Here is a 20,738-nt window from a genome sequence, read left to right on the forward strand (position 1 = left end):
CACAGACCCGCACCCCTTATCCACAGAAACAGGACCCTAAATCAGAAAATCCATGCAAAGGAACCGAAGAACCGAGCCGCCGATTCACCAGATGACCCGCCAAAAAACAGCACAACCGCCCCAAACAACCAAAACCCCCGGCCTCTTTCTGGTCAAAAATACTCCGGCGGAAGTGGCCAAAGGCCAAGCAGGCAGAGCCCCAAATAAAAAAAGCGCCGCTAAACACGGCGCCTTTAAATACTAAAGCCAAGGTCTGTCAGCCCTGCATCAAGCGGTCCAGGCCCGCTGCAAGATCCTCAGTCATACCAGCGGCTTCCATATTCAAACGCAAACGCTGATTGAAACCGCCTGGTGTATTCAAAGCTTCAATCAATTCAGAGCAACCCGAAGCCTGAAGACTGGTCGCAATCAGCATCCTCAGAAACTCCTCTCCCTGCGCTGGATCCGAAACGCGGGAACCCAGCCAAGCTGCCGCGTCAGCTGCCATGCGGGTGACAGGCGACAAAACCGCCTGCGCACAGAGATAGGCCTCCAGTTCAGCATCATCCTGCAGCGCAAAGACTGTATTCGCCGGAGCAAAGATCTGCTCCAGCAATGCCGTATCCCCAAGGGCCATCACTGGAGAGCCGCCCTGCGCAATGCCCGGGAACGGCATCATGACGGCAGCCGCCTGCGCTGGAGCAGCCAGTTCGGCAACCCGGCCCAGGCTGGCACCGGCCATGAAAGACACGACCTGCTGATCTTCCCTGAACACAAGGCTGCCAAGTATCTCCCCGGCCGCTTCCGCCATCACGCCCAGGAAGACCACATCACTCGCGTCCAAGACAGCCTGGTTCGACGCAACTGCAACCTCCTCAATCTCGGCTGCGAGCGCGGCAGAATGCACCCGGCTGCGTTCGGACACGGTGATCCGGTGCCCCTGCCCGGCCAGGCCGCGCACCACCGCCGAGGCAATGGTGCCGCAGCCAATAAAACCCAGGTTCATGTCAGATATCCTTCATCAGGCGCAGAGCATCATAGATGGCTGCATGTGTGTTTCGGGCCGAAACCGCATCACCGATACGGAACAGTTGAAAACACCCATCAGGGTTTACGGCAATCTCCTGGGGGCGCCCGGCGATCAGCGCATCATAATCCACTTCGCCACGGTTCACCGATTGCTCCTTGAGCGCAAAGTAAAGCTCATCCAGCGGCATCGTGCCATAGTTCACCACTACTTGGTCATATTCTGCCTGATAGATATGGCTGCTGTAATCGGTGCCGATGGACACCAGCAGCCGGTTGCCGCTGCGGTCCGCTCTCAGCAGGCGGCGGGCCACCGTGAAGGTTACATCCTTGTCCTGCAGCGCGCGCATGTAGGGCACCAAGTTCATCCCCATCACGTCCGGCGCAAAGGTGCGGTCCGGCGTCATCACTTCAACCTTTGCCCCCGCTTGGGCGGCAGTCTCAGCGGCCATGAGTGCCGGGTGGTCGCCGCTTTCGTCATATATCAGAACATGTGCCGCTGGTTTCACATCTCCGGAGATGATGTCCCAAGCGGAGACTGCATTGGCAGCATCAACACGGGTTTCGAACAGTTCCGTGTTTGGCATACCTCCTGTGGCCACAATCACAACGTCCGGATTGAGTGCGGTCACATCCCCGGCCTCAGCCCAACTGTTGAAACGGAATTCCACGCCGCGGGCCGCACATTGCGCCATGCGCCAGTCGATAATCCCGATCATCTCCGCCCGACGCGGATTTTGCGCGGTCAGGCGCACTTGACCACCGGGCTCAGACGCAGCCTCGAACACAGTCACGTCATGCCCGCGCTCTGCAGCCACACGCGCGGCCTCCAGCCCCCCGGGGCCTGCGCCCACGACGGCGATCTTCTTGCGGGTTTTTGCGGGCGGAATGCTGTGGGGCATGGACAGTTCACGTCCTGTCGCCGCGTTGTGGATGCACAGGGCTTCTCCAGCCTGATAGATCCGGTCCAGGCAGTAGGTAGCACCAACGCAAGGGCGGATGTCACCCTCACGCCCTTCCATGATCTTGCGCACGATGTGCGGGTCGGCCATATGGGCGCGGGTCATCCCCACCATGTCCAGCAGCCCTTCGGACACGGCATGGCGTGCGGTTGCAACATCCGGAATCCGTGCCGCATGGAAGGTGGGCATGCCAGTTGCCCTCTTTACTTCGCCCGCAAAATCAAGATGCGGGGCCGACTTCATACCTTGCACCGGGATGATGTCGGTCATGGCCGGGTCCGTATGGATACGGCCCCGGATAACATTGAGAAAATCCACCATGCCGCTGTCAGCAAGCCGTTTGGAGATTTCCAAACCTTCCTCTGGCGTGATGCCGCCCTCTTGCGCCTCATCCGCGGTGTAGCGCAACCCGACAATGAACTCCTCCCCGACCCTTTCACGTACGGCTTTCAACACGTCCATCGGAAACTTCAACCGGCTCTCCAATGTCTGACCGCCGTAAGGTCCATCCAAATCATTGGTCAGAGGCGACCAGAACTGGTCCATCAGGTGGCCGTAGACCTGCAGTTCGATGCCATCCATTCCGCCCTCCTTCATACGCTCCGCGGCATCAGCGAAGTCAGAGAGGATGCGGGCAATGTCCCAGTCCTCGACGAGCTTTGCAAAGGACCTGTGCGCAGGCTCGCGGTGGCGCGATGAGCTGACCGAGGGCAGCCAGTCCCCCTTGTTCCAGCCGGTACGGCGGCCAAGATGGGTGAGCTGGATCATCGCAGCGGCTCCATGATCATGCACCTGATCAGTCAGATTGCGGATCCAGGGCACCACCTCATCTTTGTAGGCAAGGATATTGTTGAAGACTGGCGGGCTGTCCCTGCTGACCGCCGCAGAGCCCGCGGTCATTGTCAGTGCCACACCCGCCTTTGCCCGTTCCGCATGATAGGCTGCGTACCGCTCCTTTGGCATGCCGCCTTCCGGATACGCGGGCTCATGGCTGGTCGTCATGATGCGGTTGCGCAGCCTCAGATGCTTCAGTTGGTAGGGCTGCAGCAGCGGGTCCTTGGACATGCGGAAATCTCCTGGAGAATTGTCTGGGGCAAGAGTATCGGACATCAACTTGACATATGTGTCAAGTTTACATTCACACCTGTCAGGAATTGTTGCTCGCCTTCTAATCCCCTGTTATGGGTGAGGCATGGACACCCCGGACATCTCCCGTGCGCGCCTCAGGGAAGAGGATTGGCTTGCAGCCGCTTACGACGTGCTGACCGCCAGTGGAGTGGAAGCCGTGAAGGTGATGCCTCTGGCCAAGCGCCTCGGGGTATCGCGCACCAGTTTCTACTGGCACTTCAAGGACCGGGAAGAACTGCTGGAAGCAATGGTCCGCCGCTGGGAAGACAAGAACACCGGCAACCTGGTGGCACGCACCGAAGCTTATGCGGAAAGCATCGCAGAAGCGCTGTTCAACCTGTTCGACTGCTGGATTGATCCCGAGCTGTTTGACGCCCGGCTGGATCTGGCGGTCCGCAACTGGGCGCGCACCGACACCGCTTTGCAAGCCCGGCTGGATGCCGCCGACACCCGGCGCGAACAGGCCATGACGGGAATGTTTCTGCGCTTCGGGTATAAGCAGCAGGACGCTCTGGTTCGGGCCAAAGCAATGATCTACACCCAAATTGGCTATATCTCGATGCAGGTCACCGAGAGCAAACGCTACCGGATCTCGCTGATGCCGGGTTATATCGAAGTATTCTCAGGCAAACCGCCCGACACGCGGGACCTTGACCGGTTTCTGGCCCGCCATCGCTGAAGAAGGCACCCCCGCCCGCTAGGCAAGCATCAAAGATGCCCGCGCAGCCGTTGGGCCGGGCGCCGCCCCCAAATGGGCGCGGCGCGGATCGCTTCGGGCATTGCCCGAAGCGACACACCTCCACGGCACCAACCCAGGTACCAAACGCCAATGGCAGCCACCGCCGCGCCGCGCGCCAGCGCGGCGCCACCAAAAGCACGGGCGCGGAACCAATGGTTCCGCGCCCGCTCTATTGTGTCTGAACCTGAACGCCTTACTCTGCGGCGATCTGGTTCTCGATCTTCTCGACCTTCACCGCCGAGAACTTGAACTCGGGGATCTTGCCATAGGGGTCGAGCGCTGGGTTGGTCAGGATGTTGGCCGCTGCCTCCACATAGGCAAAAGGCACAAACACCATGTCCTCGGCAATTGCCCGGTCGGCCCGCGCCATGATCTCGATCGAGCCGCGGCGGGTCGAAAGACGGATCATCTCGCCCGGCTCGATGCCCATCAGCTTCAGAGTGCGCGGGTTGAGCGAGCAGTTCGCCTCCGGCTCCACCGCATCCAGAACCTTGGAGCGGCGGGTCATCGACCCGGTGTGCCAATGTTCCAGCTGGCGGCCAGTGGTCATGATCATCGGGAACTCCGCATCCGGCGCCTCATCCGGCGGGATCACAGATGCCGGAGTAAAGCGGGCACGGCCCTCGGGGCGCGGGAAGCCGTCACCGAACACAATCGCCTGACCGGGGTCGGTCTCATGCAGCGACGGATAGGTGATGGTCTCGGTTTCCAGACGCTCCCAGGTGATGTTGTTCAGCGACTTCATGTTCAGCTTCATCTCAGCAAAGACTTCGCTGACATCCTTGTAGTCCCAGGGCAGGCCGATGCGCTGTGCGAGCTCAACGGTAACCGCCCAGTCCTCGCGCGCATCGCCCGGAGGTGCCACAGCCGGACGCACACGCTGCACCTGACGGTTGGTATTGGAAACAGTGCCGTTCTTCTCATAAAGCGCCGAGGCCGGCAGGATGATGTCGGCATAGTTCGCCGTCTCGGTCAGGAAAATATCCTGAACGATCATCAGCTCCAGCTTGGCAAAGGCGTCGCGCGCGTGATCCGCATCCGGGTCGGACATCGCCGGGTTTTCACCTTGGATGTACATGCCCTTGATGTTGCCGGCATAGGCCTGGTCAACGATCTCGGTCACGGTCAGGCCCTTCTCGTTCGAGAAGTCGCCGCCGCCCCAGACATCGGTGAAGCTCTTACGTACATCATCCGAGGTCACGGTCTGATAGTCTGGCAGGAACATCGGGATCAGGCCCGCGTCGGAGGCGCCCTGCACGTTGTTCTGGCCGCGCAGCGGGTGCAGGCCGGCACCCGGTTTGCCGACGTTGCCGGTCATCAGCGCCAGAGAAATCAGGCAGCGTGAGTTGTCGGTGCCGTGAATGTGCTGAGAAACGCCCATGCCCCAGAAGATCAGGCCCGCTTTGCCGTTCGCAAAGGTGCGTGCAACACTGCGCAGCTGCTCAGGCGAGACGCCGCAGATTTCCGACATCTTCTCAGGCGTGAACTGCGCCAGATGCTGTTTTTCCGCTTCCCAGTTCTCGGTGTATTTGTCGATGTAGGCTTGGTCGTACAGGCCTTCCTCGACAATCACGCTCATGATCGCGTTCAGCATCGACACGTCTGCGCCGGGGCGGAACTGCACCATTTCGGTCGCGAACCGGCGCAGGCCGACGCCGCGCGGATCCATCACGATCAGTTTACCACCGCGCTTGGTGAACTGCTTGAAGTAGGTCGCAGCCACCGGGTGGTTCTCGATCGGGTTGGAGCCGATCACGATCGCCACGTCGGCGTTTTCGATCTCGTTGAAGGTCGCGGTAACAGCACCGGAGCCCACGTTTTCGATCAGCGCCGCAACCGAGGATGCGTGGCACAGACGGGTGCAGTGGTCGACGTTGTTGTGTTTGAAGCCCTGGCGGATGAACTTTTGGAAGAGGTAAGCCTCTTCGTTGGTGCATTTCGCCGAGCCGAAGCCCGCAACCGATTTCGGGTTCTCATCACGCAGCTTGATCAGGCCCTTGGCAGCCAGATCCATCGCCTCTTCCCAGGATGCTTCGCGGAAATGGGTCGACAGGTTGCCCGGATCGACGTTCAGGCCCTTGGCCGGCGCGTCGTCGCGGCGGATCAACGGCTTGGTCAGGCGGTGCGGGTGGTGGATATAGTCAAAGCCAAAGCGGCCTTTGACGCAAAGGCGGCCTTCGTTTGCCGGGCCGTTGATGCCCTCCACATGCTTGACCTTGCCGTCCTTGACCTTAAGCGAGACCTTGCAGCCAACGCCGCAGAACGGGCAGACGCTTTCGGTTTCGGAGTCGTAATCCTTGCTGTCACCAACCTGGTTTTCGTCCAGCACGGTTGCCGGCATCAGCGCGCCGGTCGGGCAGGCCTGCACACATTCGCCGCAGGCCACACAGGTGGACTGGCCCATCGGGTCGGCGATGTCGAAGGTCGGATAGGCGTCGTGGCCGCGGCCGGCCATGCCGATCACGTCATTCACCTGCACTTCACGGCAGGCGCGCACGCACAGACCGCAGGAGATACAGGCGTCCAGATTCACCTTCATGGCGACGTGGCTGTCATCGAGCAGCGGAATACGGCCCTCTTCCAGCTTGGGGAAACGGCTCTCGGTGACGCCATTCAGCTCAGCCATGTCCCACATGTGGGAGGACTTGTCGTGCGCCTCTTCCTTCTTGGGCTGGTCGGCTACCAGCAGTTCCATCACCATCTTGCGGGCGTTTTCGGCGCGCGCGTTGTTGGTGGTGACAACCATGCCCTCTGCGGGTTCGCGGATACAGGAGGCAGCCAGCGTGCGCTCGCCCTCGATCTCTACCATGCAGGCGCGGCAGTTGCCGTCCGGGCGGTAGCCCGGCTGCGGCTTGTGGCACAGGTGCGGGATCTTCAGCCCGCGGCCGTTGGCGACTTCCCAGATTGTCAGGCCTTTTTCCGCCGTGACCTGTTCGCCATCGAGTGTGAATGTAACTTTATCGCTCATGGCTCAAACCTCCTCGGGGAAGTGTTTCATGGTCAGGCGGATCGGGTTCGGCGCGGCCTGGCCCAGGCCGCAGATCGATGCGTCGACCATCGCGGTGCTCAGCTCTTCCAGCAGGCCCTGATCCCATTTCTTCTCGCTCATCAGCTTGACGGCTTTCTCGCAGCCCACCCGGCAGGGGGTGCACTGGCCGCAGCTTTCGTCTTCGAAGAAGCGCAGCATGTTCAGCGCCGCGTCGCGGGCCGAGTCCTGATCGGACAGAACCACCACAGCAGCCGAACCGATGAAGGTGCCATGCGGCTGCAGCGTGTCGAAGTCGAGCGGCACGTCATTCATCGACGCAGGAAGCAGGCCCGAGGAGGGGCCGCCCGGCTGATAGGCTTTGAAGGCGTGGCCGTCCAGCATACCGCCGCAGGCTTCTATGATATCGGTGATGGTGGAACCGGCGGGCAGCAGGTGCACGCCCGGGTTCTTCACCCGGCCCGACACCGAGTAGCTGCGCAGGCCCTTGCGGCCGTTCTTTTCAACCGAGTTCAGGCATTCCGGCCCTTCGCGGTTGATCTTGCAGACCCAATAGAGGGTTTCCACGTTGTGGACGAGGGTCGGACGGCCGAAGACACCCACCTGCGCCACAAAAGGCGGACGGTGGCGCGGCTCGCCGCGCTTGCCTTCGATCGACTCGATCATCGCGCTTTCTTCACCGCAGATATAGGCCCCTGCCCCGCGGCGCAGATCGATGTAGCCCTCTTCGACGATGCCGGCATCTTCCAGCGCCTTGATCTCGCGGCGCAGGATCTCCAGCACCGCCGGATATTCATCGCGCATGTAGATGAAGGCTTTCTCGGCCTCGACCGCCCAGGAGGCAATCAGCATACCTTCCAGGAAGACATGCGGGGTGCGCTCCAGGTAGTAGCGGTCCTTGAAGGTGCCCGGTTCGCCTTCGTCGCCGTTCACGGCGAGGTAACGCGGACCTTCGTTGGCGCGGACAAAGCCCCATTTGGTGCCGGACGGGAAGCCTGCGCCGCCAAGGCCGCGCAGGCCAGCTTCCTTGACTTTCGCCTGAACCGCTTCCCAGTCGCCATTGGCACGCAGGTCTTTCAGCGTGGCATAGCCACCTTCAGCCTCATAAACGGCGAAGGTTTCATACTCGGGCACATGCGCGTGGGTATCATCCGCCGCAATCGCCGCTTCCACCTTCTCGACGGTGGCGTGGTCAATGTGGTTGTGGCCGATCTCCAGCACCGGCGCAGTGTCGCAGCGGCCCATGCAGGGCGCGCGCAGCACGCGGACCTGGGAGGCGTCCAGACCGTCTTCCAGCGCCTTCTGCAGCTGCTGGGCACCAGCCAGCTCACAAGACAGCGAGTTGCAAACCCGGATGGTCAGCGCCGGCGGCGGGGTCTCGCCTTCTTTCACCACGTCGAAGTGGGCATAGAAGGTCGCCACCTCGTAAATCTCCGCCTGACCGGTGCGCATTTCCTCGGCCAAAGCCCGGATATGCGCCGCGCTCAGGCAGCCGTATTTGTCCTGGATCAGGTGCAGGAACTCGATCAAGAGGTCACGGTTGCGCGGGCGGTCCCCCAGCAGTTCCTGAACCTCGCTCAGCGCGATGTCGTCAACCTGGCGGCCTTTGGGCGTCTTGCGCCCTTTGCCTTTGCCGGACTTCCATACGCCCTTGCTATCATCCAATGGTGCCATGGGATCCTCCAGTCAGCACGTCTTTCATCCCGGAATGCCATCAAGAATGAATATCGTCAAATCTAGAAAACCGATTGCACGATAAGGATTGCTTATCACGCCATTTGCGGCATCCCATCGTCCACAAACGTCGCAACCACCTCTTTCAACGCCTGAACCGTGACCAATTCCGGTGTCCGGTCCAAGGTTGCAATGCAAATCGGCCGCGATTGCTCCGGCTCAATCAGCGACAAAACCCGGGTTCCGCCCAGACCGCCCAGCGCCTGCATCAGCGCCCGCGGCAGAATCGTTGCCACCGAACCCTCCCGCGCCATCACCATCGAGGCCATGAATCCGTTGGATTCGGAGACGATCTCAGGCTTCAGCCCCAGGTCGGCAAAGATCCGGTCCAGAATGCGCCGGTTCTGCATCTGCTGGTCCAAAAGGCTCAGCGGCAGCTCCGCCGCCTCGGCCCAGCTGATCGCATCGCCACGGCCCGCCACCATCTCCTCAGGTGCCAGCAGCACATAGCTTTCCTCGTAAAGCGGCTGCACCGTCACCAGGTCCCGGCCCATGCTGTCGGCATAGGTAATTCCAGCATCAATTGTACCATCATAGAGCCGCTGCTGGATAGCCAGCGAGGTTGTGACCTCGACCTGAGCCAGAATCCGCGGATAGGCCTGGCGCACCTGATCCACCAACTGCGCCGCCCAGGCAGTGGCGGTCGGCACCACCCCCAGCACAAGATTGCCGGTTACCTCGCCGCGCGAGGCGGCAATCTCCTGCTCCAGCGCCTTGGCATCATCCAGGATCGACCGCGCCCGGCGCACGATCATCATGCCCTCTTCGGTCAGCCCCTGGAACCGGTTGGCGCGGCGCACGATAGACAAGCCCAGCCGTTCCTCCAGGTTGCGGATCCGCATGGAAAAAGCAGGCTGCGACATACCGCAGTCAGCGGCCGCCTTGGCAAAATGCTGATGCCGCGCCAGCGCGGTCAGCAGCTGAAGGTCCTTGAGCTCAATCATGGCCTGAGCTTACGCCGCCGCTGCCGGCACGCGCAATGGGGGCATCTTACCCAGTGCTGTCAGACCTCGCTGTTCGCCTCTGCTAGGCGGGTTGCTGTACTGTAAAGTTCAGCCAGCTCCTCAAGCGCTTGCGAAGCGCGGTCCATCTGCCCGGCCAGTTCAGATCGCCCTTCGAGCATATGCATCAGCAGCCGCTGCCGTACGCTGCGCATCTGTTGCGACACCTGCTCCCCGTCTCCAGTCAGACTGTAGGTGACTCCCGAGCGCCCGGCGCCCTGTTTGGACGTCAGCCCGGCCGACGCCAGCTTGCGCAGAGAATACTGGATGTTGGGAATGTCAATGCGGTTGGTGGAACGGGCCAATTCCTTGATCGTCTTCGCACGCCCGCCGCTGCCGATCAGCAGCAGCAGAGTTATCTCAGGCCCGGTCAGCGGCACATTGCTCACCTGCTCAAAACAACCGGATTGCCACCGCATCAAACCTTCACTGACCCGCTGAACCGCCAATTCCAGCCGGTGCAATCCGCCATCCGCCTGGGCGCTATCCACAGGATCAAATGCCAGGCCGGCTGCCAGCTGCGGAAATAGGGAAGGGTCGACTTTGTTATCCAACGAACAACTCCGATACATACAAATTATTGACTGCCCCAAGGGCAAGAAAGCCACGGATTTAAATACGGGAGCCGCCAATGCGGCCGGTCCTGCATGCCTGCGGACAGGCCGGGGTTCGGCTAATCTCCCGAAAATCCAACTCAAATTGGGCACAACATATCCAATCAATTCCGCCGGACTTCAATACCCGGCAGCGCGGAATTGGCGGCTTTCCCTGCTTGCCGAAGCCGCCGCGCGCCCGGCATAGTCGGCAAAAGTCCAGGGAGACCTGATGCAGCCTGACATCGCAGAAATCACTATTCTGGTGACGCCGCATTTCAACATGGCGGCGACCCTGGCTTTCATTGATCCGTTCAGGGCCGCTAATTACCTCAGCGGACGCCAGCATTTCCGGTGGCGGCTGGCAGGGGAAACAGCCGGGCTCTGCCGGGCCAGCAACGGGCTGGAGATTGCGGTGGAGCCGCTGCATTCCCTGGCACAGACGCGGCCGGACCTTGCGATTGTCTCCAGCAGTTGGACACCCGAAGCCTATTCCAGCGCGCCGCTGCTTGCCGCCATCCGGCGGTTTGCCCGCTCTGGCAGCTACATCGGCGGGCTGGACACCGCGGCATTTATCCTGGCCGAAGCCGGAATGCTGGACGGCCGCCGCGCCACTGTGCACTACGAACATATCGACGCCTTCAGAGAAAAATACCCAAAGGTAGAGGTCTGCGAGGACCTTTTTGTGCATGAAGGCAGCACCGGCACCTGTTGCGGCGGCTCCGCGGCTGGAGAATATGCGCTGTTCCTGCTGCGCAGCATGGCCGGGGATGCATTGGCCAGCGACTGTGCAAAATACCTTTTTCACAGCGCCGTCCGCGGCCCCGGCGCCCACCAGACGGACGAGCACCTCGAACCTCTGGGCAACACCGCGCCGGCCAAACTGCGCAAGGCGATCGAAATCATGGAGCAGCATCTGGAGACCCCAATCTCCATTCCAAAGCTCTGTCGGCTGGCCGGGGTGTCCCAGCGCCAGCTGAACCGTCTGTTTCAGGAAACTGTCAGAACCAGCCCGCAGCTCTATTACCGCGACATCCGGCTGGACCGTGCGCGCGGGCTGGTTACCCAGACCGAGCTGAGCATGTCAGAGATCGCCTTGGCCTCGGGCTTTGCCAGCCAGGTGCATTTCTCCCGCGCCTACAAAAAACGCTTCGGCCTGCCTCCAGCCCGCGACAGGCTGGAAAGCCGCGTGCCCTTCGAGTTCCGGGCCTGGCCGATGTACCGTTTTGAAGGCGCCGGAAAGAATGGCGAATAATGTTAAAATGACGGCAAACAGTATGCGCGCGCTAGGATGAAAGCTGGCGGATCATGCAAGAGAGCGGAGCGTTCCTACGGAGTGATCGACATGACCGGCCAGCCATCGCAAGCACAGTTTGCAACAATCGGACAGGGGTATTCAGCGGATGCGGGAAACTCGCTGTCCCTGCGGGCCGACGCCTATACCCGGGCTGAGTGGTTTGCCGCAGATCAGCGGGAAATCCTTGCCAAGTCCTGGCAGTGGGTCTGCCACGTGGAAAAGCTGCGCGAGCCCGGCGCCTATGTCACCGTGGAGATCGCTGGCCAGCCGGTTGCCGTAGTGCGCGGCCGCGACGGCGCCCTGCGTGCCTTCTACAATGTCTGCAAGCATCGCGCGCATGAGCTGCTGAGCGGTGAAGGCAATACCACCCGCATCATGTGCCCCTACCACGCCTGGGTCTACAAGCTGGACGGCCAGCTGGTCCGCGCCCCGGAGACAGGACACCTGGAGAACTTCAGCACCGGCGACATCTGCCTGGATCAAGTCCAGGTGGAGGAGTTTGCAGGGTTCATCTACGTCAATCTCGCCCCCTCCGCACCGCCGCTGCGCGAACAGTCCGGTGGCCTGGAAACCGAAATCCGTCACTGGGCCCCGGACATCGACCAGCTCACTTTCGGCCACCGGCTGACCTATGACATCAAGTCGAACTGGAAGAATGTCGTCGACAATTTCCTGGAGTGCTACCACTGCCCCACCGCGCACAAGGATTTCTGCGACCTGGTCGACATGGACACCTACAAGGTGACCACCTACGGCATCTATTCCAGCCACATGGCTGATGCCGGCAAGGGCGCCAACACCGCTTATGACGTCTCCAACGCCACAGTCCGCACCCATGCAGTCTGGTGGCTGTGGCCCACTACTTGCCTGATGCGCTATCCGGGGCGCTCCTCGATAATCGTACTCAACATCATTCCGGTCGGGCCGGACCGCACCCTGGAAACCTACGACTTTTTCCTGGAAACTCCGGAACCGGACCAGATGGAGCTGGATGCGATCCGTTACCTGGATGAAGTACTGCAGCGTGAGGACATCGCCATCTGCGAAAGCGTGCAGCGCGGCATGAACACCCCTGCCTTCACCCAGGGCCGCATCGTGAATGACCCCTCCGGCTCCGGCAAATCAGAACACGCAGTGCACCATTTCCACGGGCTGGTGCTGGACGCCTACGCGCAGGCCGCCCCGTGAGGCGGCCCAATGTCCTGGTCGTGATGGCCGACCAGCTGGCGCCGCACTGGACCGGCGCCTACGGCCATCCGGTTGCCAAAACCCCGCATTTGGATGCGCTGGCCGCCCGCGGCATGCGGTTTGATGCGGCCTACTGCAACTCGCCGCTTTGCGCGCCCTCGCGCTTTGCCTTCATGTCCGGCCAGTTGATCAGCCGCATCGCGGCCTACGACAACGCCAGCGAATTCCGCGCCTCGGTGCCAACCTTTGCCCATTATATGACGGCGCTTGGGTACCGCACCTGCCTGTCCGGCAAGATGCATTTTGTCGGCCCCGACCAGAAACACGGGTTCCAGGACCGCATCACCACTGACATCTACCCGGCCGATTTCGCCTGGACCCCAGACTGGGAGGCTCCGGATGAGCGGATCGATAAGTGGTATCACAACATGCAGACGGTCAAGGAAAGCGGCAAAGCGGTGGCCACCTTCCAGACCGACTATGACGATGAGGTCGAATTCGCCGCCCGCCGCTGGCTGATCGACCGCGGACGCGACCGGGCGGCCGGGGACGAGGCCCCCTTTCTGATGGTGGCCAGCTTCATCCACCCGCACGACCCCTATGTGGCCAAGCCGGAATGGTGGAACCTATATTCAGACGACGAAATCCCGATGCCGGAGTTCACCCTGCCGCCCGAAGAGCAAGACCCGTTCTCCCGCCGGGTGATGGACGGGATCGAGGCCAGCTATGTCCCCTTGAGCGAGGAAGAAGTCCGCCGCGCCCGCCGCGCCTACCTGGCCAATGTCAGCTACTTCGACAGCAAGGTCGGCGCGATGGTGAAGGCGCTGGAGGACATAGGCGAACTGGACAACACGATTGTCGTTGTCACCGCCGATCACGGCGACATGCTGGGCGAGCGCGGCCTGTGGTACAAGATGAACTTTTTCGAGCATTCCGCCCGGGTTCCGCTGATCATGGCCGGACCCGGCGTGGTGCAGGGAACTGCTGCCAATGCCTGCTCCCTGCTGGACTTGCTGCCTACCTTTGTTGAGGCCGGAGGGGGGGATGAGACACTCCTGGGCGAACCCGTCGATGGCCGTTCATTGATGCCGCTGGCGCGCGGGGAAGAAGATTCCGTGGACAAAGCGATCGGCGAATACTGCGCCGAGATGACCCCTTATCCGGTATTCATGATCCGGCGCGGGCCGCTAAAGTACATTCACTGCGACCTAGACCCGCCGCAGCTCTATGACCTGTCCCTCGACCCGCTGGAGACACGGAACCTGACCGGCGACCCGTCCTACGCAGCCGTTGCCGCAGATTTCGCCTCGGAAACCGCCCGGCGCTGGAACAGCGAGCAGCTGCGCGCCGATGTGATCGCCACCCAGAAATCCCGCCGTGCCCTGCATGCCGCGATGGAGGCCGGCGCTGGCGAAGCCTGGGACTACAACCCGCCGCGCGACGCCAGCCAGGAATATGTCCGCAACAACATGGACTGGACGGTGGCCGCAGCCCGCTACCGCTACCCCCCGCTGAAGGAGAACGACAGATGATGCTGGAAGGCAAAACCGCCCTGGTGACCGGCAGCCGCGGCGGCATTGGCCGCGCCATTGTTGCCCGCTTCCTGCGCGAAGGCGCGCGGGTCTATGCCGCAGACCTGACCCCTGAAGGATCATTGGCCGCGCATGACGACGACGGCAGTAGCTTCCTGAAACTCGATGTCACCCGGGAAGGCGACGCCATTGCTGCCATGGAGCAAGTCGCGGAAGAGACAGGCCAGCTCGATATCCTGGTGAACGCCGCCGGCATCGAGATCGAAAAAACCATCGAAGACACCAGCCTGGAGGAGTGGAACCTCTCCTTTGCAGTCAATGCCACCGGCACCTTCCTAACCTCGAAGTACGCACTGCCGCTACTGCGCAAGGCGGCAGCCACAGGCCGCACCGCTTCGGTCATCAACTTCGGCAGCTATGACGGTTTCATCGCCGACCCCGGCCTCGCCGCTTATTGCGCCACCAAGGGGGCGGTGCATGCGCTGACCCGGGCAATGGCCTGCGACCACGGCCCCGAAGGCATCCGGGTAAACGCGGTCTGCCCCGGCTATGTCGACACCCCGATGCTGCAGAGCTTCTTCACCGGCGAAGGTTCCGGCGGCGGCGGCAAGACCATTGATCAGCTGCAGCAAGCGGTGCGCGATGTGCATCCCACCCGCACCTATGGCACACCGGAGGACATTGCCAATCTGGTCAACTGGCTGGCCAGCGACGAGGCCCGCTATGCCTCAGGCCAGCTCTGGGTGCTCGACGGCGGTCTGTCAGCCCAGGTTCAGCAGATGAAGCTTTGAAAGCCGCTTTCTGAAAGGAAACACCATGCAGACAAAAATGCTGATCAATGGGGAACTAACAGAAGGCGGCGGCCAGAAACTGCCGGTCGTGGACCCCGCCACCGGTGAAACCATCACCCAAGCCGCAGAGGCTTCGCCAGAGCAAGTCGAAGCTGCAACCCGCGCAGCTCACGAAGCCTTCGAAACCTACCGGCTCTCCACCCCTGCCGAGCGTTCTGCAAATCTTCTCGCCATCGCTGACGTGATCGAGGCCAATCTCGACGAACTCGCAGAACTGGAAACCCGTGACGTCGGCAAACCCTGGCCCATGGCCCGGGATGAAGAGATGCCGCTCACCATCGACACCTTCCGCTTCATGGCAGGTGCCGCACGCACCATGACCGGTTCTGCCGCCGGCGAATACGCCCCCGGCCACACCTCGATGATCCGCAGGGACCCGGTTGGCCCGGCCGCCTCGATCGCGCCATGGAACTATCCGCTGATGATGGCCGCCTGGAAAATCGCCGCTCCGCTGGCAGCGGGCTGCACCGTGGTCTTGAAACCCTCCGAACTCACACCGCTGGCCACGCTGCGCCTGGGCCAACTGCTGGCAGATGTGCTGCCCAAGGGCGTCCTCAACATGGTCCACGGGCGCGGCGCCTCAACTGGTGATCAGCTGATCAACGATCCGCGCATGGAGGGGATCTCCATCACCGGCTCCCCTGCCACCGGCATGGCGGCGATGCGGGCCGCGTCAAGCCAGATCCGGCATGTGCACCTGGAACTGGGCGGCAAGGCCCCCGTCATCGTCTTTGACGATGCCGACATCGAGGCGCTGGCCGAAACCATCCGCTATGGCTCCTTCTTCAATGCAGGCCAGGATTGCGCCCAGCCCTGCCGCCTGCTGGTGCAGGATGGGATCTACGACCGGCTGGTTGCCGCGGTGACCGATCAGGTCAAGCAAATCCAGACCGGAGCGCCAAAGGCAGAAGGCACCGAAATGGGACCTGTCATTTCCGCCGCCCAGCGCGACCGGGTCGCTGGTTTTGTCGACCGGGCCCGGGACAGCGCCGAGATCACAACCGGCGGCAGCGCAGGAGACGGCGCCGGTTTCTTCTATCAACCCACCGTGATTGCCAATGTCGGCAACGACGCTGAAATTGCTTGCAACGAGGTCTTTGGCCCGGTGGTCACGCTGTCCCGCTTCACCGATGGCGAGGACGCACTCAGGATCGCCAATGCCAGCCGTTACGGGCTGGCCTCCTCGGTTTGGACAAAGGACATCTCAACCGCCATGAAAATGACGTCTCAACTGCGTTACGGCATGACTTGGGTCAACACCCACGGCATGCCTGCTGCCGAAATGCCCTGGGCCGCGATGAAAGGCTCCGGCACCGGCTGCGACATGAGCGTCTACGCGCTGGAGGCCTATACCTCTGTGCGCCATGTGATGGTGGCACACTGATGCGGCTGGTTGGAAAACGAGCGCTGATCACAGGCGGCCGCCAGGGGATCGGCCGGGGCATCGCCGAAGCGTTCCGCAACGAAGGCGCCGCCGTCATGGTCTGCGGGCGCGGCGGGCGGCCCGAAGACCTGGACCCGAGCTTTGCCTGGTTCACTCTGGATGTTACGGATGCCGCAGCAGTCAATGAATTTGCCGAGAACCTCGGAGCTCTGGAGATCCTGGTGAACAACGCCGGGGTGCAAGTGGAAAAAACCGTTCTGGACAGCACAGATGCGGATTGGGACGCGGTGATCGGCACCAATTGCCGTGGTGTTTTCAACTGCTGCCGGGCGTTTCTGCCGCATCTGACGCAAGGCGCCTCGATCATCAACATCGGCTCGATCTCCGGCCAGGCCGCGGATCCGTCGATGGCGCTCTACAACGCGTCCAAGGCCTTTGTGCACGGGCTGACCCGCTCAATCGCCGTCGACCACGGCCCGCGGATCCGCTGCAACGCCATCTGCCCCGGCTGGATCGAGACCGGCATGCTGGAAGCTGGCTTTGATCTTTCCGATGACCCGCAAGCCGCCCGCAAGGACGCCCTGTCCCGCCATGCTGCGCGGCGCTTCGGAAAACCCACCGATATCGCCGCCATGGCTGTGTGGCTGGCCTCGGATGAGGCCGCCTTTGCCACAGGACAGTTATTCACCGTCGATGGCGGCCTGACTGCCGCGTCCCCCATCAATACAGGGCTTTTCTAAATGACTGGCATTTCCCATACCGCGGTCCTCGGAGCAGGCGTGATCGGCGCCAGCTGGACCGCGTTGCTTCTGGCCTCTGGCCGATCGGTTGCGGTTTATGATCCCGCAGACGGAGCTGAAGTGCGTGTGAAGACCTATGTCGAACAAGCCTGGCCTGCTTTGGCGGAACTGGGTTTGACCGTGCGCGGCGACCCGGACCGGGTGACATTCCACAGAACTGCGGCTGAAGCAGTGGATGGCGCGGGGTTCATTCAGGAAAACGTGCCGGAACGCCTGCCTGTCAAACACGCCCTCTTTGCTGAGATCGAAGCCGCGCTCGCCCCGGAGGCGATTACCGCCAGTTCCGCCTCCGGCCTGACGCTGGGGCAGATGCAGGGCGGCTGGGCAAACCCTGCGCGCTTTGTTCTAGGCCATCCGTTCAACCCGCCGCATCTGATCCCGCTGGTCGAGGTCATGGGCAACGGCCAAACCGACCCTCAGGCCGTCGAGGCCGCCGAAGCGTTTTATGAAGACCTTGGCAAGGTCACCATACGGGTGAACAAAGAAGTCCCCGGCCATGTTGCGAACCGCTTGCAAGCGGCGGTCTGGCGAGAGGCGATACATCTGGTCGAAAGCGGCATCGCCAGCGTTGGCGATGTCGACAAGGCAATGTCAGCAGGGCCAGGGCTCCGCTGGGCAGCAATGGGGCCAACCGCGCTGTTCGGACTGGGCGCTGGTCCCGGCGGGCTGGCAGCATTCTGCGATCATTTCGCGGAAACGTTCAACGGCTGGTGGGAAGACCTTGGCACGCCGCGGCTGACGGCAGAAACCGCGCGGATGCTGGAGGAAGGCCTGACCGCTGCCTCGCATGGCGTACCGGTCAGCGAACAAGCATCGCGCCGGGATGCGATGATCGTCGCCATCCAGCAAGCACTGCGGGAACTGGAGCAGCCGAATTAGGTTGAACCGTCACACCACAGAATGAGTACAGGAACGACAACTGCCTACCAGTTCCACCGAATGCAAAGGGCGGCACAGTTCAAGTCTGTCCACCGTCAAAGCACCGCAAGAGATCTGATTTGGCTTGGCGGCAAACTATCTGGCACGCAGAACCTGCAACGGAGTTTCAGGACCTTTTCGTGCTGGCGCCGTATTGCCAGCAGCCTCAAGCACAGCTTAAGATTGAATCACTTACAGTAGCCAGGCACTTACGTCACCGTGGTATCCAGTGATGGCCGGGCTATGTGGTACATACAGGCGGCATCAGATTGGTCGCCGCCACGACTGCAGATCCGGGCCGCCAAGGCCGCAAGGACCGGTCAGCCGGAATAGCTTCCAAGGCCGCGAAAAACCAGAAAGGTGCAGTATGACCAGTGACATCAGCCCGCTATCCCTGAACGTGCCAGAGCCGGGCTGCCGTCCGGGCACCACTCCCGATTTCTCCGATTTTGAAATCCCCCGGGCAGGCGCCGTGCCCCGCCCGCCCGTTGACGTGGATCCCGACGCGATCCGCGATATGGCCTTCTCCATCGTACGGGTGCTCAACAAAGAGGGCGAAGCGGTTGGCGACTGGGCCGGCGCGCTCAGCCCCGAAAAGCTGCGGCAGGGGCTGCGCCACATGCAGTTACTGCGCACGTTCGACGCGCGGATGCTCAACGCGCAGCGGCAGGGCAAGACCAGCTTCTACATGCAGCATCTGGGCGAGGAAGCCGTCAGCTGCGCATTCAGCCGCGCCTTGCAGCCCGGCGACATGAATTTCCCCACCTACCGTCAGGCCGGACTGCTGATCGCCAGCGGCTACCCGATGGTCACGATGATGAACCAGATCTACTCCAACGCCGAGGACCCGCTGCACGGCCGCCAGTTGCCGATCATGTATTCCTCCAAGGAACATGGCTTTTTCACCATCTCCGGCAATCTGGGCACGCAGTTCGTGCAGTCGGTCGGCTGGGCCATGGCCTCGGCGATATCCGGCGACACCAAGATCTCGGCGGGCTGGATCGGCGACGGCTCCACCGCCGAAAACGATTTCCACGCAGCCATGGTGTTCGCCTCGACCTATAAGGCGCCGGTGGTCCTGAATATCGTCAACAACCAATGGGCCATTTCGACCTTCCAAGGCATTGCCCGTGGCGGAGTCGGCACCTTCGCCGCCCGCGGCCACGGCTTTGGTATTGCTTCGATACGGGTGGACGGCAACGATTACCTGGCCGTTCATGCCGTGGCGCAATGGGCCTGCGAGCGGGCCCGGCGCGGGTATGGCCCGACGCTGATTGAGCATGTGACCTACCGCGCCGGCGGCCATTCGACCAGTGACGACCCTTCTGCCTACCGCTCCCGGCGGGAAGCTGCAGCATGGCCTCTGGGTGACCCGATCGAACGGCTCAAACAGCATCTGATCACCATCGGCGAATGGAGCGAGGACCGCCACAAGCAGGCAGAAGCCGAAGTTCTGGATACGGTTGTTGCCGCCCAGAAAAAGGCCGAGGCGGTTGGCACGCTGACAGCCGGCAAGACGCCCAGCCCGCGCGACATGTTCGAAGGCGTCTATGAGACCATGCCGCCGCATCTGATCCGTCAGCGTCAGGAGGCCGGGTTCTGAAATGGCACAGATGACCATGATCGAAGCCATCCGCGAGGCGCATGACGTGGCCATGGCAGCCGACGACCGGGTTGTCGTCTTCGGCGAGGATGTCGGGTTCTTTGGCGGCGTCTTCCGCTGCACCGCAGGGCTGCAGGAGAAATACGGCAAGTCCCGCTGCTTTGATGCGCCGATCAACGAATCCGGCATCGTCGGCACCGCCATCGGCATGGCGGCCTATGGCCTGAAACCGGTGATCGAAATCCAGTTCGCAGATTATGTCTATCCGGCCTATGACCAGATCGTCTCTGAGGCTGCCCGGCTGCGGCACCGCTCCAACGCTGATTTCACCTGCCCGCTGGTGATCCGCATGCCGACCGGCGGCGGAATCTTTGGCGGCCAAACTCACAGCCAAAGCCCAGAGGCACTATTTACCCATGTGTCCGGGCTGAAAGTAGCCATGCCGTCGAACCCGCGCGATGCTAAGGGGCTGCTGCTGGCGGCAATCGCCGATCCCGATCCGGTGATCTTTTTCGAGCCCAAGCGGCTCTATAACGGGCCGTTCGACGGCCATCACGACAAACCTGTTGAAAGCTGGAAAAACCATCCTCTTGGGGATGTCCCGGACGGGGATACCGTTGAGCCTCTGGGCAAAGCGGCAATCCGGCGCGAGGGGGCAGATGTTACAGTTCTGGCCTATGGCACAATGGTGTATGTCGCCGAGGCCGCTGCAAAAGAGACCGGGGTTGATGCCGAAGTGATCGACTTGCGCAGCCTTCTGCCGCTGGATCTTGAGGCTGTCACAGAGTTGGTGAGGAAAACCGGCCGGTGCGTCATTGTGCATGAGGCGACACGCACCTCCGGTTTCGGGGCCGAGCTGATGTCGCTGGTGCAAGAAACCTGTTTCTACCATCTCGAAGCGCCAATCATCCGGGTGACCGGCTGGGACACGCCTTATCCACACGCCCAGGAATGGGAGTACTTCCCAGGGCCTAGCCGGGTCGGCGAGGCGCTCAAGAAAGTCATGGAGGACTAATC

General features: G+C 61.9%; 16 protein-coding genes. 10 read left to right on the forward strand and 6 right to left on the reverse strand.

Annotated features, from left to right (window positions below):
- Nucleotides 1-256: 256 nt before the first annotated feature.
- Together ACXAEH_RS12585 and ACXAEH_RS12590 are read right to left on the reverse strand one after the other, a co-directional pair.
- Nucleotides 257-985: an NAD(P)-binding domain-containing protein gene (locus tag ACXAEH_RS12585; protein WP_475033196.1), complete on the reverse strand. Its 729-nt coding sequence runs from the start codon at nt 983-985 to the stop codon at nt 257-259.
- Nucleotide 986: 1 nt separating this feature from the next.
- Nucleotides 987-3,032: an oxidoreductase gene (locus tag ACXAEH_RS12590; RefSeq protein WP_475033197.1), complete on the reverse strand. Its 2,046-nt coding sequence runs from the start codon at nt 3,030-3,032 to the stop codon at nt 987-989.
- 127 nt (nt 3,033-3,159) lie between these two features.
- Between ACXAEH_RS12590 and ACXAEH_RS12595 the strand changes: the two genes are divergently transcribed.
- On the forward strand, nt 3,160-3,774 hold the full coding sequence (locus ACXAEH_RS12595) for a TetR/AcrR family transcriptional regulator (RefSeq protein WP_475033198.1): 615 nt from the start codon (nt 3,160-3,162) through the stop codon (nt 3,772-3,774).
- Between the two features lie 253 nt (nt 3,775-4,027).
- On the opposite strand, the gene fdhF is transcribed toward ACXAEH_RS12595, so the two are convergent.
- From fdhF to ACXAEH_RS12615, 4 genes are all read right to left on the reverse strand, one after another.
- On the reverse strand, nt 4,028-6,802 hold the full coding sequence (fdhF, locus tag ACXAEH_RS12600) for a formate dehydrogenase subunit alpha (RefSeq protein ID WP_475033200.1): 2,775 nt from the start codon (nt 6,800-6,802) through the stop codon (nt 4,028-4,030).
- 3 nt (nt 6,803-6,805) lie between these two features.
- Nucleotides 6,806-8,494 (reverse strand): NAD(P)H-dependent oxidoreductase subunit E, encoded by a 1,689-nt coding sequence (locus tag ACXAEH_RS12605; protein ID WP_475033201.1) that lies wholly within the window; start codon nt 8,492-8,494, stop codon nt 6,806-6,808.
- A gap of 95 nt (nt 8,495-8,589) precedes the next feature.
- A complete protein-coding gene (locus tag ACXAEH_RS12610; RefSeq protein WP_475033203.1) occupies nt 8,590-9,498 on the reverse strand; it encodes a LysR family transcriptional regulator in 909 nt (302 codons plus the stop codon).
- A gap of 59 nt (nt 9,499-9,557) precedes the next feature.
- Entirely contained in the window at nt 9,558-10,019 is a 462-nt protein-coding gene (locus ACXAEH_RS12615) for a winged helix DNA-binding protein (RefSeq protein ID WP_475033205.1), read from the reverse strand.
- 361 nt (nt 10,020-10,380) lie between these two features.
- On the opposite strand from ACXAEH_RS12615, the gene ACXAEH_RS12620 reads away from it, so the two are divergent.
- The 9 genes from ACXAEH_RS12620 (at nt 10,381) to ACXAEH_RS12660 (ending at nt 20,736) form a co-directional block, all read left to right on the forward strand.
- A complete protein-coding gene (locus ACXAEH_RS12620; protein WP_475033206.1) occupies nt 10,381-11,403 on the forward strand; it encodes a GlxA family transcriptional regulator in 1,023 nt (340 codons plus the stop codon).
- A 90-nt stretch (nt 11,404-11,493) separates the two neighbouring features.
- Complete coding sequence (locus ACXAEH_RS12625; protein WP_475035571.1) at nt 11,494-12,633, forward strand: aromatic ring-hydroxylating oxygenase subunit alpha; 1,140 nt, start codon at nt 11,494-11,496, stop codon at nt 12,631-12,633.
- A complete protein-coding gene (gene betC, locus ACXAEH_RS12630) occupies nt 12,630-14,165 on the forward strand; it encodes a choline-sulfatase (protein WP_475033207.1) in 1,536 nt (511 codons plus the stop codon). The genes ACXAEH_RS12625 and betC overlap by 4 nt, the downstream gene beginning before the upstream one ends.
- Nucleotides 14,162-14,956, forward strand: coding sequence for an SDR family NAD(P)-dependent oxidoreductase (locus ACXAEH_RS12635; protein ID WP_475033209.1), 795 nt, complete (start codon nt 14,162-14,164; stop codon nt 14,954-14,956). Before betC ends, ACXAEH_RS12635 begins: the two co-directional genes overlap by 4 nt.
- A 25-nt stretch (nt 14,957-14,981) precedes the next feature.
- Nucleotides 14,982-16,400, forward strand: a complete 1,419-nt coding sequence (locus ACXAEH_RS12640; protein ID WP_475033211.1) for a gamma-aminobutyraldehyde dehydrogenase — start codon at nt 14,982-14,984, stop codon at nt 16,398-16,400.
- Nucleotides 16,400-17,140, forward strand: a complete 741-nt coding sequence (locus tag ACXAEH_RS12645) for an SDR family NAD(P)-dependent oxidoreductase (RefSeq protein WP_475033213.1) — start codon at nt 16,400-16,402, stop codon at nt 17,138-17,140. The genes ACXAEH_RS12640 and ACXAEH_RS12645 overlap by 1 nt, the downstream gene beginning before the upstream one ends.
- Nucleotides 17,141-18,079: a 3-hydroxyacyl-CoA dehydrogenase NAD-binding domain-containing protein gene (locus tag ACXAEH_RS12650; RefSeq protein WP_475033214.1), complete on the forward strand. Its 939-nt coding sequence runs from the start codon at nt 17,141-17,143 to the stop codon at nt 18,077-18,079.
- Nucleotides 18,080-18,485: 406 nt separating this feature from the next.
- Complete coding sequence (locus ACXAEH_RS12655; RefSeq protein ID WP_475033215.1) at nt 18,486-19,721, forward strand: thiamine pyrophosphate-dependent enzyme; 1,236 nt, start codon at nt 18,486-18,488, stop codon at nt 19,719-19,721.
- Nucleotide 19,722: 1 nt separating this feature from the next.
- The gene (locus ACXAEH_RS12660) at nt 19,723-20,736 is read left to right on the forward strand and encodes an alpha-ketoacid dehydrogenase subunit beta (protein ID WP_475033217.1); all 1,014 of its coding nucleotides are present in this window, start codon (nt 19,723-19,725) and stop codon (nt 20,734-20,736) included.
- Nucleotides 20,737-20,738 lie beyond the last annotated feature (2 nt).

This window comes from Leisingera sp. ABM4_060, from assembly GCF_056158765.1.